We start from the raw sequence: 15,839 nt of genomic DNA, 5'->3' as shown, positions 1-15,839 counted from the left end.
CTGTTCGTCAATGAGCGGGCCTTCACCCTCGATAGTAACGGACGCCATCAGTGGCGCCCGATCGCGCCGAGCGCCCGCGTCGAGGTCGAACTGTCCCGGCCAGACCTGAGTTGGAGCGGTCACGCCTATTTCGATCGCAACTGGGGCACCGAGCCACTCGAAGATGCCTTCGTTTACTGGGACTGGTCGCGGGCGAGTATGGGGGAGGAGAGTGCGATCCTTTATCACGTCGACCGCCGCAGCGACGGGCCGCTATCGCTGGCCTTGCGGTTCGCAGCCGACGGCACCTTAAGCGAATTCGAGCCGCCGCCGAACCACCGCTTGCCGCGCACACCGATCTGGCAAGTTGCGCGCAGCAGCCAAGCCGATGCAGACCATCCGCCGAAGATTGTCAAGACGTTGGAAGACACGCCATTCTACTCGCGCTCAGTGATCGCGTCACACCTGCTGGACCGGCCGGTTACCGCCGTGCATGAGAGCCTGTCGCTGGACCGTTTTCGCTCGCGCTGGGTCCAGCATCTGCTGCCTTACCGCATGCCCCGGCGCTGACGCCGAGGCCTAAGCTTGCGGCCGCATAATGCTTAAGTCGAACAGAAAGTAATCGTATTGTACACGGCCGCATAATCGAAATTAATACGACTCACTATAGGGGAATTGTGAGCGGATAACAATTCCCCATCTTAGTATATTAGTTAAGTATAAGAAGGAGATATACATATGGCAGATCTCAATTGGATATCGGCCGGCCACGCGATCGCTGACGTCGGTACCCTCGAGTCTGGTAAAGAAACCGCTGCTGCGAAATTTGAACGCCAGCACATGGACTCGTCTACTAGCGCAGCTTAATTAACCTAGGCTGCTGCCACCGCTGAGCAATAACTAGCATAACCCCTTGGGGCCTCTAAACGGGTCTTGAGGGGTTTTTTGCTGAAACCTCAGGCATTTGAGAAGCACACGGTCACACTGCTTCCGGTAGTCAATAAACCGGTAAACCAGCAATAGACATAAGCGGCTATTTAACGACCCTGCCCTGAACCGACGACCGGGTCATCGTGGCCGGATCTTGCGGCCCCTCGGCTTGAACGAATTGTTAGACATTATTTGCCGACTACCTTGGTGATCTCGCCTTTCACGTAGTGGACAAATTCTTCCAACTGATCTGCGCGCGAGGCCAAGCGATCTTCTTCTTGTCCAAGATAAGCCTGTCTAGCTTCAAGTATGACGGGCTGATACTGGGCCGGCAGGCGCTCCATTGCCCAGTCGGCAGCGACATCCTTCGGCGCGATTTTGCCGGTTACTGCGCTGTACCAAATGCGGGACAACGTAAGCACTACATTTCGCTCATCGCCAGCCCAGTCGGGCGGCGAGTTCCATAGCGTTAAGGTTTCATTTAGCGCCTCAAATAGATCCTGTTCAGGAACCGGATCAAAGAGTTCCTCCGCCGCTGGACCTACCAAGGCAACGCTATGTTCTCTTGCTTTTGTCAGCAAGATAGCCAGATCAATGTCGATCGTGGCTGGCTCGAAGATACCTGCAAGAATGTCATTGCGCTGCCATTCTCCAAATTGCAGTTCGCGCTTAGCTGGATAACGCCACGGAATGATGTCGTCGTGCACAACAATGGTGACTTCTACAGCGCGGAGAATCTCGCTCTCTCCAGGGGAAGCCGAAGTTTCCAAAAGGTCGTTGATCAAAGCTCGCCGCGTTGTTTCATCAAGCCTTACGGTCACCGTAACCAGCAAATCAATATCACTGTGTGGCTTCAGGCCGCCATCCACTGCGGAGCCGTACAAATGTACGGCCAGCAACGTCGGTTCGAGATGGCGCTCGATGACGCCAACTACCTCTGATAGTTGAGTCGATACTTCGGCGATCACCGCTTCCCTCATACTCTTCCTTTTTCAATATTATTGAAGCATTTATCAGGGTTATTGTCTCATGAGCGGATACATATTTGAATGTATTTAGAAAAATAAACAAATAGCTAGCTCACTCGGTCGCTACGCTCCGGGCGTGAGACTGCGGCGGGCGCTGCGGACACATACAAAGTTACCCACAGATTCCGTGGATAAGCAGGGGACTAACATGTGAGGCAAAACAGCAGGGCCGCGCCGGTGGCGTTTTTCCATAGGCTCCGCCCTCCTGCCAGAGTTCACATAAACAGACGCTTTTCCGGTGCATCTGTGGGAGCCGTGAGGCTCAACCATGAATCTGACAGTACGGGCGAAACCCGACAGGACTTAAAGATCCCCACCGTTTCCGGCGGGTCGCTCCCTCTTGCGCTCTCCTGTTCCGACCCTGCCGTTTACCGGATACCTGTTCCGCCTTTCTCCCTTACGGGAAGTGTGGCGCTTTCTCATAGCTCACACACTGGTATCTCGGCTCGGTGTAGGTCGTTCGCTCCAAGCTGGGCTGTAAGCAAGAACTCCCCGTTCAGCCCGACTGCTGCGCCTTATCCGGTAACTGTTCACTTGAGTCCAACCCGGAAAAGCACGGTAAAACGCCACTGGCAGCAGCCATTGGTAACTGGGAGTTCGCAGAGGATTTGTTTAGCTAAACACGCGGTTGCTCTTGAAGTGTGCGCCAAAGTCCGGCTACACTGGAAGGACAGATTTGGTTGCTGTGCTCTGCGAAAGCCAGTTACCACGGTTAAGCAGTTCCCCAACTGACTTAACCTTCGATCAAACCACCTCCCCAGGTGGTTTTTTCGAAGGTTAAGTCAGTTGGGGAACTGCTTAACCTTCGATCAAACCACCTCCCCAGGTGGTTTTTTCGTTTACAGGGCAAAAGATTACGCGCAGAAAAAAAGGATCTCAAGAAGATCCTTTGATCTTTTCTACTGAACCGCTCTAGATTTCAGTGCAATTTATCTCTTCAAATGTAGCACCTGAAGTCAGCCCCATACGATATAAGTTGTAATTCTCATGTTAGTCATGCCCCGCGCCCACCGGAAGGAGCTGACTGGGTTGAAGGCTCTCAAGGGCATCGGTCGAGATCCCGGTGCCTAATGAGTGAGCTAACTTACATTAATTGCGTTGCGCTCACTGCCCGCTTTCCAGTCGGGAAACCTGTCGTGCCAGCTGCATTAATGAATCGGCCAACGCGCGGGGAGAGGCGGTTTGCGTATTGGGCGCCAGGGTGGTTTTTCTTTTCACCAGTGAGACGGGCAACAGCTGATTGCCCTTCACCGCCTGGCCCTGAGAGAGTTGCAGCAAGCGGTCCACGCTGGTTTGCCCCAGCAGGCGAAAATCCTGTTTGATGGTGGTTAACGGCGGGATATAACATGAGCTGTCTTCGGTATCGTCGTATCCCACTACCGAGATGTCCGCACCAACGCGCAGCCCGGACTCGGTAATGGCGCGCATTGCGCCCAGCGCCATCTGATCGTTGGCAACCAGCATCGCAGTGGGAACGATGCCCTCATTCAGCATTTGCATGGTTTGTTGAAAACCGGACATGGCACTCCAGTCGCCTTCCCGTTCCGCTATCGGCTGAATTTGATTGCGAGTGAGATATTTATGCCAGCCAGCCAGACGCAGACGCGCCGAGACAGAACTTAATGGGCCCGCTAACAGCGCGATTTGCTGGTGACCCAATGCGACCAGATGCTCCACGCCCAGTCGCGTACCGTCTTCATGGGAGAAAATAATACTGTTGATGGGTGTCTGGTCAGAGACATCAAGAAATAACGCCGGAACATTAGTGCAGGCAGCTTCCACAGCAATGGCATCCTGGTCATCCAGCGGATAGTTAATGATCAGCCCACTGACGCGTTGCGCGAGAAGATTGTGCACCGCCGCTTTACAGGCTTCGACGCCGCTTCGTTCTACCATCGACACCACCACGCTGGCACCCAGTTGATCGGCGCGAGATTTAATCGCCGCGACAATTTGCGACGGCGCGTGCAGGGCCAGACTGGAGGTGGCAACGCCAATCAGCAACGACTGTTTGCCCGCCAGTTGTTGTGCCACGCGGTTGGGAATGTAATTCAGCTCCGCCATCGCCGCTTCCACTTTTTCCCGCGTTTTCGCAGAAACGTGGCTGGCCTGGTTCACCACGCGGGAAACGGTCTGATAAGAGACACCGGCATACTCTGCGACATCGTATAACGTTACTGGTTTCACATTCACCACCCTGAATTGACTCTCTTCCGGGCGCTATCATGCCATACCGCGAAAGGTTTTGCGCCATTCGATGGTGTCCGGGATCTCGACGCTCTCCCTTATGCGACTCCTGCATTAGGAAATTAATACGACTCACTATAGGGGAATTGTGAGCGGATAACAATTCCCCTGTAGAAATAATTTTGTTTAACTTTAATAAGGAGATATACCATGGGAGGAGAATACAGTCAAACTGCTGGCACGTTGCGGCCTGAACCTGGCGTGGCAGCCGGAGAGCGCGGTCGTCACCACACCGATGCAGTTCAACTGGATGTTTCCGGCGACGGGGGGCTCCCTGTACGGGCGGGCCTCACACGGATGGCNGGGGCCATTCAGCCGGTCGGGGGCGCGCAGCCGGGTGCCGGGGCTCTATCTGGTGGGGGGGAGCGTGCATCCGGGTCCGGGGATGCCGATGGCGGCGATTTCCGGTCGCTTGGCCGCGGAGGCCGTGCTGCAGGACCTGAGTTCGGCGTGAGCGTCGGTCCCCGGGGCTATGCCTGGTGGTATGTCGATGCGCTGAGCGATGACGGCCGCCACGGGTTGACGCTGATCGCATTCGTCGGCAGTGTGTTTTCGCCGTATTACTTCAGGGGTCGCCGTCGCGGCCTGGATAATCCCCACGACTATTGCTCACTGAATGTCTGCCTCTACGGCACACATCGGCGTTGGACCATGACTGAGCGGCGGTCCAAGGCGGTGACCCAGGAAGCCGCCGCGCTGACCATCGGGCCGAGTGCGCTGCATTGGAGCGCCGATGGCACGTTGACCATCGATATTGACGAAATCGGCACGCCACTGCCGCAGCGGGTGCGCGGCCGGATCCGCGTGACGCCACTGTTCGTCAATGAGCGGGCCTTCACCCTCGATAGTAACGGACGCCATCAGTGGCGTCCGATCGCGCCGAGCGCCCGCGTCGAAGTCGAACTGTCCCGGCCGGACCTGAGTTGGAGCGGTCACGCCTATTTCGATCGCAACTGGGGGACGGAGCCACTCGAAGATGCCTTCGTTTACTGGGACTGGTCGCGGGCGAGCATGGGGGAGGAGAGTGCGATTCTCTATCACGTCGACCGCCGCGGCGACGGGCCGCTATCGCTGGCCTTGCGGTTCGCAGCCGACGGCACCTTAAGCGAGTTCGAGTCGCCGCCGAACCACCGCTTGCCGCGCACACCGATCTGGCAAGTTGCGCGCAGCAGCCAAGCCGATGCCGACCATCCGCCGAGGATCGTCAAGACGTTGGAAGACACACCATTCTACTCGCGCTCAGTGATCGCGTCACACCTGCTGGATCGGCCGGTGACCGCCGTGCATGAGAGCCTGTCGCTGGACCGTTTTCGCTCGCGCTGGGTCCAGCATCTGCTGCCCTACCGCATGCCCCGGCGCTGATGCCGAGGCATCAGTACGTCGTTGGCGCGCATCTTTGCCACTGGCGGGATTCTGAGGGTGATAAGGTGCAGGAATCCCGCGTTCGGCCCGGAGCGCTAAGGCTAGGGTAGCTGATCGAGTCCGAATTTCGACGGCCCCCGAGGCTGATCGCGCTGCCTACGCAGGGCCAGCGGCGCAAACACCACCAGTGCAGCGAACAGCAGCACAATCTCCATACCGTAGACCAGCCGATAAGCGAGCGAGGGTTCGATCAGCGATCCTCCGGCCATCCAGCCACTGAACAGGTCTCGCATCGAGCCGCCCAGGGCGATCGCGACACCTTGGCTGGTCGCTTGCACCGCGCCCCAGGCGCCCAGCGCCAGGCCGGCGTGGCCCGTCTCTGCCAGTCCCATGGCTGCGGTCAGGGTACCCATGCTAAACAAGCCGGTACCCAGTCCGAGCAGTCCAGTACCGATCCGAAATGCCAAGGGCGAATCGACGGTGGCGGCGAAGATGATGAGACCGAAGCCGGGGATACCGATCAGCGCGCCAGCGGCGGCAATACGGAACGAGTCGCCGCCGTGGCTCAATAGGTAAGCCGACAGCAGGAAAGCAGTCAGGCCGCCACCCGCCAACAATGCGGTCAGTGACGTCGTCTGTGCCACCGTCAAGCCGAGAACCTGCGCGCCATAGGGCTCGAGCAGTATCTCCTGCATGCTGAATGCGGCGGTGCCGAGTCCGACGGCGATCAGTAGCCGACTGGCGATGCCGCCGCTGAGGAAGGTCTGCCAGGTTTCGCGGAACGGCGGACGCGGGATGTCGGCCACTGCCCGCTTGAGATCAATGGCCTCCTGTTTCCAGGCTGCGGCCAGACAGAGAAGGATCGATGCCAGGGCAGCGCCGTGGACGACCTCGACCAGTCTCTGGTGCGAGAAATTCTCGAGCAAATGCCCGAACAGCAGGGCTGCACCGACCATCGAGAGTAACAGCGTCGCATAGAGGAGGGCGACCACGCGCGGGCGCTTGTCGACGGGCGCCAAGTCCGTAGCCAGTGCCAAGCCCGCGGTCTGAACCGTATGCATGCCGGCACCCACCATCAAAAACGACACGGCAGCCGCAACTTGTCCAACGATGAGCATCTTGTTGGTCGGATCGGACAAGATCAGGATCGAGTAGGGCATGATGGCAAAGCCACCATACTGCAGCATACTGCCTAGCGCGATGTACGGAACGCGACGCCACCCGAACGCCGAGTGATGATAGTCGGAGCGATGCCCGATCAGCGCCCGCAGCGGTGCGAACACCAGCGGTAACGCGACCATCAAGGATACGAGCCAAGTGGATACGTGGAGTTCGACGACCATGACGCGATTCAGGGTGCCGTACAGAAGGACCATGGCCATGCCCACGGCGACCTGAAACAGCGACAGACGCAGGATTCGCAGAAGTGGAAGCTCCGCAGAGGCCACGTCTGCAAAGGGCAGACGCACCAGGAAGTCAACAAATCGACTCATAAGTCAATTATCTTGGTCAAAATTCAAGGTTAACGGCTTCGAATGCGATCGTCAACGGCGTTTGCGGCTGAGGCGACGCGGCCTGGCCGCGGTCCCTTCCCTGCCGGCACCGGCGTGGCGCGACCCCGCAGTGTCGCGGCCGCCGCACCTTGCCCGGTGTCACGCAGGACCGTGGTGAGGGCGGGGGAGTAGTACTCGCCGCATCCGCAGGTTGGGGAAAGTGGATTGACTGGGTGGGAGCAAATGTCTATCTTACCTGACACATGCAAATGTCAACCGATAAATATAGATGTCTCTGAATCAGTCCACGAGAGGGCCTACCATGGAACCGACGCAGCGTATCGAGCAGGCACTGGAAGCGGCTATCGTCTCCGCCCAGGGGCCGGGATGTCCACCCGGCTTCGCCCAGGCCCTGCGGTACGCGGTATTTCCGGGCGGCGCACGGGTGCGCCCACGCCTCTGCCTGGCCGTCGCCTGGGCGTGCGGCGATACCGATCCGGAGACCACGAATGCCGCCGCCACGGCCATCGAACTCCTCCACTGCGCCTCCCTGGTTCATGACGACCTTCCTTGTTTCGATGACTCCACCTTGCGCCGTGGCCGGCCGTCAGTCCATTGCGCCTATGGAGAGCGCTTGGCGGTGCTGGCCGGGGATGCCCTGATCGTCCTCGCCTTCGAGGTCCTTGGCCGACGCATCGAAGCGGCCCCGCTGCATGTGAGTCGGGTCATGGCAACGGTTGCGCGGTGCACCGGCGCACCGGTCGGCATCTGCGCCGGGCAGGCTTGGGAGTGCGAGACCGAGGTGGACCTGGCTGATTACCACCGCGCCAAGACCGGATCGCTGTTTGTCGCAGCGACCGTGGCCGGGGCCGAATCCGTTGGTGCGCCGACCGATGCCTGGCGTCTGGTTGGCGAACGCTTGGGCGAAGCCTACCAGGTCGCGGATGACTTGGGCGATGCCGTGGTTTCGACCCGTGAAATGGGCAAGCCGCTGGGGCGTGACAGCTCGCTGGGGCGGCCCAATGCGGTCCAGGAACTCGGCGTCGCCGGTGCCGTGCGACGACTCAAGGATCTGGTTGCCAGCGCGACTGATGCTATTCCGCCCTGCCAAGGTGCAGCCGCCCTCCAGACCCTGATCGCCGGCGAGTCCCGGCGTATCTTGCCTGAGGAACTCGCGCGACTTGCGGCGTGAACCCATTGCCTGCCCCGGTGAGTGACGACAGCGTGTGGTCATCGGCCTCGCCGACGGGGCTCGCGAGCCTGCGCCGCCGTTGGCTGGCCTTACGCAATCGTATCCTGGCTTCGCCGCGCTCCCAGCGTTGGTCCGCGAACTTTCCCCTGACGCGCCCGATTGCCCAACGGCGTGCGATTCGCTCAGGCGGGGTTGACCGCGCTTGCACAGGCCGTTGGCGGCGACCTGTTCCGCGATACCCTGCCCACCGACGCGGACCGGATCTCTTTGGTGCGGGTCATCCCTGACCATGATGACGTGCCGGCGCAACCGGTTCTGAGTGCGGCGCGACGGGCCCTCCCGCCCGGTGGGGCATTGACTCTGGCCGAGCCCATGTCCGATACCCCCGGCGCCGAGCCAATCGGTGAGGCTTACTTCGGTTTTTACCTGTTGGCCATGGGTAGCGGACGCCCACGCACGTGCGCGGAATTGACGGCGATGCTCAAGCGCGCCGGCTTCGGCCGGGTGCAGGAGGTCGCAACGCGTCGACCGATCATGATTCGCCTCCTCGTCGCGCGCTGCTGACAAACCATGTGTCAATACCGGTTGACATTCGATGCAGTAAGGCTAGACTGACACCAGTTTCACGGTCGTCCCTAGCGGCTAGCGTTCCGACCCAAAAAGACTGAGCAACCAAGTGACTCTCATTACCACCGCCGTGGTCTTCGCGCAGCCCGGGCAACTCAGCCTGGAGTCGCTCGAACTCACGCCTCCCGGGGAGGAGGACGTGGTGGTCGAGATCGACTGGAGCGGGATCAGTACCGGGACCGAGCGCTTGCTCTGGACCGGTCGGATGCCGAGTTTCCCGGGGATGGGGTATCCCTTGGTGCCTGGCTATGAATCGGTCGGGCGGGTGACCGCGGCGGGGATCCGTTCGGGGCTGTCGGTCGGTGAGTCCGTGTTCGTGCCGGGCGCCAGTTGTTATGGCGCGGTGCGAGGCCTGTTCGGCGGCGCCTCGGCCCGCGTCGTCGTGCGCGGAGCGCGCGTGGTGTCGATCACCGAGCGGATCAGCGAGCGCGGTGTGCTGCTGGCCTTGGCGGCGACCGCCTATCACGCGTTGTCGGCACCCCAGGCGCTGCAGCCCCAGCTCATCGTCGGGCACGGCGTACTCGGGCGGCTCATCGCTCGCCTGACCGTGCTGCGGGGCGGTGAGCCGCCGGTAGTCTGGGAGACCGACGCGCAACGGGCCATGGGTGCCGAGGGCTATACCGTGATTCACCCGGATGCCGATCCCCGGCGTGACTACCGCGCCATCTATGACGTGAGCGGCGACGCGAAGCTTTTGGATCAGTTGATCGCCCGGCTGGCGCCGCAAGGCGAGGTCGTGCTTGCGGGCTTCTATAGTGAACCGCTGTCGTTCAGCTTTCCGCCGGCCTTCATGCGCGAGGCGCGGATCCGCGTGGCGGCCGAATGGCGCGAGCCCGACCTGCATGCGGCTAAGCGTCTCGCCGAATCCGGCGAATTGTCGCTCGACGGCCTGATCACGCACCGTCATCCGGCGCATGAGGCAGCGGCTGCCTATCAAACGGCCTTTGGTGATCCGAATTGCCTCAAGATGATTCTCGATTGGAGGCGCAACGCATGACCATCCGCGACGGCCAGACCAACCCCGTGCTCGCCCAGCGTGACTCTGGGGAAGGCCACAGCGGGGGCAGCCGGCCCGCGAGCGCCGCTGTCGCGCTGCCGACGCCCTTGTCCGGGCGGCAGACCCAGATCATTGCAATCTATGGCAAGGGTGGAATCGGCAAGAGCTTCACACTCGCCAACCTCTCTTACATGATGGCCCAGCAAGGCAAGAAAGTCCTGTTGATCGGATGCGATCCCAAGAGCGATACCACCACCCTGCTGTTTGGCGGGCGCGCTTGTCCGACCATCATCGAAACCTCTGCCGCGAAAAAAGCGGCCGGAGAGCCGGTGCAGATCGGCGACGTCTGTTTCAAGCGCGACGGCGTCTTTGCCATGGAATTGGGTGGACCTGAGGTCGGTCGCGGTTGCGGCGGGCGCGGCATCATCCATGGTTTCGAGCTCCTCGATAGCCTGGGGTTCCACGAATGGGACTTCGACTATGTGCTGCTCGACTTCCTCGGCGATGTCGTGTGCGGTGGTTTCGGTCTGCCGATTGCCCGTGACCTCTGTCAGAAGGTGATCGTCGTCGGGTCCAATGATCTGCAGTCACTGTATGTCGCAAACAATGTTTGCAGTGCGGTCGATTACTTCCGCAACCTGGGCGGCAACGTCGGGGTAGCCGGAATGGTCATCAATAAGGATGACGGGACCGGAGAGGCGCAGGCCTTCGCCGCGGCGGTCGGTATTCCGGTGCTTGGCTGTATTCCGGCCAACGAGGAGATTCGCCGTAAGAGTGCGAGCTATCAAATCGTCGGGCAGCCCGGCAGCACTTGGGGGCCTTTGTTTGAGGCACTCGCGCTGAATGTCGCGGAGTCCTTGCCGCAGCGGCCGAAGCCGCTGACCGCGGATGGTCTGCTCGATCTTTTCAAGAGTGAGGACGTCGGTCGCAATGTGGTCCTGGAGCCCGCGACCATCGAGGACATGCGCGGCAAGTCCTTTGTTTCCAAACCGTCGCTCGAAGTCATCTACGACGACGCCTGATTACCGAACCGGAGCCGCGAGACGCCAGCGCCATGTCCGAGACCTTGACCGATTCCGTCGCGTTGACCGAGCCTGAGCACTCTCTGGACGTGCCCAAGGGTCTCGGCGCGCGGATTGCGGACCTTGGTGTGAGCCGCGCGAGTTTACGTGTCTCCGCGACTGGGCTGCCTCAGGATGTGGCCAAAGCCTGTGATTCCGGTGCTCACGATCAGCCCCAGAGTATGTGCCCGGCCTTCGGGTCCCTGCGTGTCGGGTTGCGGATGCGGCGCACGGCGACTGTGCTGGTCGGTTCCGCCTGCTGCGTCTACGGTTTGACGTTCACCGCACATTTCTATGGGGCGCGCCGCAGCGTCGGCTATGTCCCGTTCGATTCAGAGACACTGGTCACCGGCAAGCTCTTCGAAGACGTGCGTGAGGCCGCCTATGCGCTTGCCGATCCAACGCATTACGATGCGGTGGTCATCATCAATTTATGCGTTCCCAGCGCGTCCGGGGTGCCGCTACGGCTGTTGCCGCAGTCGATCAACGGTGTGCGCATCATCGGGATCGATGTTCCTGGATTCGGGGTGCCGACGCACGCCGAAGCCAAAGACGTACTCTCCGCGGCCATGTTGCGTCGTGCCCGTCAGGAAGCGGAACAGGGCCCGGTCCAGGCCCCCCGTGGCGGGCGCTCACAACGGCCCGCGGTCGCCCTCATCGGCGAAATGTTCCCGGTCGATCCGATGACCATCGGTAGGTTGCTCGAATCCCTGGAACTGGCTGCCGGACCGGTGGTGCCGACCCGCGAATGGCGCGAACTCTATGGCGCCCTGGCCGGTGTCGCCGCCGCCGCGATCCACCCCCAGTACAGCGGCGTATGCAACGAATTTGCAGTGGCCGGCCGGCCGGTCGTCGGTTCTGCACCCGTTGGTTACGAGGGGACCGCCGCTTGGTTGGAAGCTATTGCCGCAGCCTGTGGGGTGCCGTCTACAGTACTGACCGCGGCGAAAAACCGTTGGCTGCCTGCCACGCGAGAGGCCATCAAGGGGGCGCCGATCAAGGGCCGCATTACCCTGTCCGGTTATGAAGGTTCAGAACTCATCGTCGGGCGCCTGTTGATCGAGAGCGGCGCCGACCTGCGGTATGTGGGGACGGCTTGCGGTCGGACCGAGTGGTCCAGAACCGATTGCGACTGGCTCGAGTCCAAGGGTGTGCGCGTTCAATACCGTGCCACTTTGGAGCAAGACCTTGCGGCAATGCGTGAGTTCTCTCCCGATGTCGTCATCGGCACCACGCCGGTCGTACAGCAGGCCAAAGAGCGGGCGATCCCCGCCTTGTACTTCACGAACCTGATCTCCGCGCGTCCCCTGATGGGGCCGGCGGGTGCCGGTTCGCTGGCCCAAGTCATCAATGCCGCGTTGGCGAGCCGTTCGCGCTTTGATGCGATGGATGCCTTCTTCCGTCACTCCGATGGTTGCTTCCCATCGGATCGGGGAGCGCGTGCCGCCGCCGCTGTCGCCACCGGTACGGGAGGCTGAGCGCATGTTGATTCAGGATCTCGATCGGGCGGGTGGTTACTGGGGAGCGGTGTATGCGTTTGCCGCGATCGACGGACTGCAAGTGATCATTGATGGTCCGGTCGGTTGTGAAAACCTGCCCGTCACCGCGGTTCTCCACTACACCGACGGGTTGCCGCCTCACGCCTTGCCGGTGGTTGTCACTGGGCTTGGAGAAGAGGAGCTTGGTCAGAAAGGCACTGAAGCCGCGCTCAGCCGCGCCCATGCGACCTTAGATCCAGACAAGCCATCGGTGGTCGTGACCGGGTCCATTGCCGAGATGATCGGCGGCGGAGTGACGCCCAACGGAAAAAATATTCAGCGTTTTCTCCCGCGTACCATCGACGAGGATCAGTGGCAGAGCGCGGACCGTGCCTTGTTCTGGTTATGGAATCAATTCGGAGTTCACGGTAAATCCAAGGGGACCGGCAAAGCGCGCAAGCCCGGCAGTAAGCCGCGGGTCAATATCGTCGGGGCCATGTACGGCACCTTCAACATGTGGTCCGATCTGGCCGAGATGCGCCGCCTGATCGAGGGCATCGGCGCCGAAGTGAATCTGGTCTTTCCCCTGGGTTGTGCGCTGTCGCAGATCCCACGGTTGCGGGATGCGGACGCGACCGTCTGTTTATACCGGGAGTTTGGCCGCCTGCTGTGCGAAGCGCTGGATAAGCCCTATTTCCAAGCTCCGATCGGACTGCACAGCACGACCCGCTTCCTGCGGAGTTTGGGCGAGTGCCTGGGACTGGACCCGGAACCATTCATCGCCGAAGAAAAGCGCACGACCCTCGCACCGATTTGGGACCTGTGGCGCTCCGTGACTCAGGATTTTTTTGCGACCGCCAGCTTTGGTGTGGTGGCGACCGAGACCTATAGCCGCGGTCTGCGACATTACCTTGCTGATGAACTGGGCCTGCCCTGCAACTTCGCGGTGGCGCGGCGTCCGGGCGTCAAACCAGACAATCAGGCCGTGCGTCAGCAGGTTCAGGGACAACCCCCCTTGATCCTGTTTGGCAGCTATAATGAGCGCATGTATCTGGCGGAAGTCAATGCGCGTGCGACCTATATCCCCGCGTCTTTTCCTGGGACTATTATTCGTCGCCATACCGGAACCCCCTTCATGGGATATTCCGGGGCGACCTATCTGGTGCAAGAGGTCTGTAACGCGCTGTTTGACGCCTTGTTCCATATCCTGCCGCTCGGAACCGATCTGGACCAGACCGATCCGACGCCGGCACGGGTCTATCAGGAATTGCCTTGGACCGATGAGGCCAAGGCCGCGCTCGACGCCGCGCTCGAAAGCCAACCGGTGCTGATACGCATCTCCGCCGCCAAGCGTCTGCGCGATGCGGCCGAGCAAGCCGCGCGTAAGGCCGGCGAACCAACGGTGACTCTGGAGCGGCTGCAGCGTATTCAGGGACGGCGTCCCGCGGCGGTTGCGTCATGAGCCTATTTTCAGATGACACAATGCGCGACGCAGCACTGCTCCCAGGCCATCGTACCGTGAGCAGCCTGCGGCCATACCATTGCGCCACGCCATCAAGCGAAATCCGAGTAGCAACTATGAACGACCCTAACGAACTGTCCAAACTCTGGGCGCGTGAACGTCGGCAGTACCGGCTGATCTTCGGGGTGGCTTTCGTGATTTTCTGGGTGATGAGTCTGTTCGCCCGGTTGTTGCCGTCCCGTATGCGTCCCTGGCCCTCGGTCACGGATGTGCATCGATCGTGTTTCGCCGAGGCGCGAGCAGTGACTCATCGGGTCTTGCCTTTCGCCTTTCTTTGACATACTGTGACAGTCATGTCAATGCCCGACTGGCAGCGGGCAAGAAGCGGGATGCGGCGTATTGCGTCGTGTCTCATATGGTTCGCGCTGGGATGCGCGCTAACGGCCGCAAGGCCATCTCCACGAGCTTGAGGTAATTACCATGGCCGAAAACAAAAGTCTCACCGGACTCAGCGATGACGAGGCGAAAGAGTTCCACGGTTTCTTCGTACAGAGCATGACCGCTTTCGTTGGTATCGCAGTAGTCGCTCACATCCTGGTCTGGGCATGGCGTCCCTGGCTGTAGCCTGATCGTCACTAACCCCCAACGTAAATCAATAGGAGATCAACAATGTTCGGTTCCATGCAAGCAGACCTGTACAAGATTTGGAAGATCTTCGATCCGCGCCGCACGCTGATCGCACTCTTCGGTGGCTTGGCGGTTCTCGCACTGCTCATTCATTTCATACTGCTCAGCACCGCTAATTTCAACTGGCTCGACACGGCTTATGCGACGCCGATCATCTCGAACCCGCCGGTCGTGAAGGCTGCGCCGGTCGTGAAGGCTGCGCCGGTTGCCGCCAAGCCTGCGCCGGTCGTGGCTGCCAAGCCAGCCGCCGCGCCTGCGCCAGCTGCTGCGAAGCCCGCGGCCGCAGCCCCCGCGGCCGCTGCGCCAGCGGCCGCTGCGCCCGCGCCAGTGGTCGTAGTCCCGGCGGCGCCCGCGAAGTAGCGTCAATCGCCACTGGCAGCGGACGGGAGATCGGTTTCCGATCTCCCGTTCGTTGCTTGGCACCGTGGGGTGGTTGCCGCGACGGCAACCCCCGACCAGAGGGTTGAATCATGGCCATGCTGAGTTTTGAGCGAAAATATCGCGTTCGTGGGGGAACGCTGATCGGCGGAGATCTCTTTGATTTCTGGGTCGGGCCGTTTTATGTCGGCTTCTTTGGAGTCACCGCAGTCTTCTTCGCCGTCCTTGGTACACTATTGATAGTTTGGGGTGCGGCCATGGGGCCGACCTGGAATCTGTGGCAGATCAGCATCGCGCCCCCGGACCTGAGCTACGGGCTGGGGATGGCGCCGATGGCGAAAGGAGGTCTGTGGCAGATCATCACATTGTGCGCTATCGGCGCATTTGTCTCTTGGGCACTACGCCAGGTTGAGATCGCGCGCAAGCTCGGCATCGGGCTGCATGTCCCGTTTGCATTCAGCTTCGCGATCTTTGCTTATGTCGCGCTTGTCGTGATTCGGCCGGTTCTGTTGGGGGCTTGGGGCCACGGTTTCCCCTACGGCATTCTCAGTCACCTGGACTGGGTGTCGAATGTGGGATATCAGTTCCTGCACTTCCACTACAACCCGGCGCACATGCTCGCCATCACCTTCTTCTTCACCAACGCGCTTGCGCTCTCCATGCATGGGTCGCTGATTCTCTCGGTAACCAATCCGGGGAAAGGTGAGACGGTGAAGACCTCCGAGCATGAGAACACCTTCTTCCGGGACGAGGTTGGGTATTCGATCGGCGCACTGGGCATCCATCGGCTGGGCGTGTTCCTCGCCATCAATGCCTCTTTCTGGAGCGCGATCTGTATCATCCTCAGCGGCCCCTTCTGGACCCGCGGCTGGCCGGAATGGTGGACCTGGTGGCCTAACCTGCCGATCTTCGGCTGAT

14 protein-coding genes and 1 pseudogene are annotated in these 15,839 nt (G+C 60.7%); 12 read left to right on the top strand and 3 right to left on the bottom strand.

The features are described 5' to 3' along the window. A pseudogene (locus A39O_RS0107170) lies at nucleotides 1-549 on the top strand (carotenoid 1,2-hydratase); the annotation flags it as partial. A 548-nt stretch (nucleotides 550-1,097) separates the two neighbouring features. Here A39O_RS0107170 and aadA1 read toward each other — a convergent pair. Next, the gene (aadA1, locus tag A39O_RS0107165; RefSeq protein ID WP_001206316.1) at nucleotides 1,098-1,889 is read right to left on the bottom strand and encodes an ANT(3'')-Ia family aminoglycoside nucleotidyltransferase AadA1; all 792 of its coding nucleotides are present in this window, start codon (nucleotides 1,887-1,889) and stop codon (nucleotides 1,098-1,100) included. A 1,152-nt stretch (nucleotides 1,890-3,041) separates the two neighbouring features. Then, nucleotides 3,042-4,124 carry a DNA-binding transcriptional repressor LacI gene (lacI, locus tag A39O_RS0107160; RefSeq protein ID WP_000805902.1) on the bottom strand — a complete coding sequence of 361 codons (1,083 nt, stop codon included), beginning with the start codon at nucleotides 4,122-4,124 and terminating at the stop codon, nucleotides 3,042-3,044. 510 nt (nucleotides 4,125-4,634) lie between these two features. Here lacI and A39O_RS0107150 point away from each other — a divergent pair. Beyond that, entirely contained in the window at nucleotides 4,635-5,546 is a 912-nt protein-coding gene (locus A39O_RS0107150; protein ID WP_020504009.1) for a carotenoid 1,2-hydratase, read from the top strand. Nucleotides 5,547-5,647: 101 nt separating this feature from the next. On the opposite strand, the gene A39O_RS0107145 is transcribed toward A39O_RS0107150, so the two are convergent. Then, a complete protein-coding gene (locus A39O_RS0107145; protein WP_020504008.1) occupies nucleotides 5,648-7,039 on the bottom strand; it encodes a BCD family MFS transporter in 1,392 nt (463 codons plus the stop codon). Nucleotides 7,040-7,361: 322 nt separating this feature from the next. Between A39O_RS0107145 and A39O_RS0107140 the strand changes: the two genes are divergently transcribed. From A39O_RS0107140 to pufL, 10 genes are all read left to right on the top strand, one after another. After that, nucleotides 7,362-8,231, top strand: a complete 870-nt coding sequence (locus A39O_RS0107140; RefSeq protein ID WP_020504007.1) for a polyprenyl synthetase family protein — start codon at nucleotides 7,362-7,364, stop codon at nucleotides 8,229-8,231. A 159-nt stretch (nucleotides 8,232-8,390) separates the two neighbouring features. Further along, entirely contained in the window at nucleotides 8,391-8,795 is a 405-nt protein-coding gene (locus tag A39O_RS0107135; protein ID WP_157639764.1) for a methyltransferase, read from the top strand. A gap of 112 nt (nucleotides 8,796-8,907) precedes the next feature. Further along, nucleotides 8,908-9,855: a chlorophyll synthesis pathway protein BchC gene (gene bchC / locus A39O_RS0107130; protein ID WP_020504005.1), complete on the top strand. Its 948-nt coding sequence runs from the start codon at nucleotides 8,908-8,910 to the stop codon at nucleotides 9,853-9,855. Then, a complete protein-coding gene (locus A39O_RS0107125; protein WP_020504004.1) occupies nucleotides 9,852-10,877 on the top strand; it encodes a chlorophyllide a reductase iron protein subunit X in 1,026 nt (341 codons plus the stop codon). The genes bchC and A39O_RS0107125 overlap by 4 nt, the downstream gene beginning before the upstream one ends. Before the next feature lie 32 nt (nucleotides 10,878-10,909). After that, entirely contained in the window at nucleotides 10,910-12,394 is a 1,485-nt protein-coding gene (gene bchY / locus A39O_RS0107120; RefSeq protein WP_020504003.1) for a chlorophyllide a reductase subunit Y, read from the top strand. 4 nt (nucleotides 12,395-12,398) lie between these two features. Next, nucleotides 12,399-13,856, top strand: a complete 1,458-nt coding sequence (bchZ, locus tag A39O_RS0107115) for a chlorophyllide a reductase subunit Z (RefSeq protein ID WP_040527373.1) — start codon at nucleotides 12,399-12,401, stop codon at nucleotides 13,854-13,856. A 116-nt stretch (nucleotides 13,857-13,972) separates the two neighbouring features. Then, nucleotides 13,973-14,194: a hypothetical protein gene (locus A39O_RS32390; protein ID WP_020504001.1), complete on the top strand. Its 222-nt coding sequence runs from the start codon at nucleotides 13,973-13,975 to the stop codon at nucleotides 14,192-14,194. A gap of 142 nt (nucleotides 14,195-14,336) precedes the next feature. Beyond that, on the top strand, nucleotides 14,337-14,480 hold the full coding sequence (gene pufB, locus A39O_RS0107105; RefSeq protein ID WP_026199220.1) for a light-harvesting antenna LH1, beta subunit: 144 nt from the start codon (nucleotides 14,337-14,339) through the stop codon (nucleotides 14,478-14,480). A gap of 45 nt (nucleotides 14,481-14,525) precedes the next feature. Further along, the gene (gene pufA, locus A39O_RS43365; protein WP_020503999.1) at nucleotides 14,526-14,903 is read left to right on the top strand and encodes a light-harvesting antenna LH1, alpha subunit; all 378 of its coding nucleotides are present in this window, start codon (nucleotides 14,526-14,528) and stop codon (nucleotides 14,901-14,903) included. Between the two features lie 110 nt (nucleotides 14,904-15,013). Continuing rightward, nucleotides 15,014-15,838 (top strand): photosynthetic reaction center subunit L, encoded by an 825-nt coding sequence (pufL, locus tag A39O_RS0107095; RefSeq protein WP_020503998.1) that lies wholly within the window; start codon nucleotides 15,014-15,016, stop codon nucleotides 15,836-15,838. Nucleotide 15,839: the final 1 nt, after the last annotated feature.

Origin of the sequence: Lamprocystis purpurea DSM 4197, from assembly GCF_000379525.1 — a bacterium.
GTDB lineage: Bacteria > Pseudomonadota > Gammaproteobacteria > Chromatiales > Chromatiaceae > Thiodictyon > Thiodictyon purpureum.
This window is presented reverse-complemented; position numbering and strand designations above follow the sequence as displayed.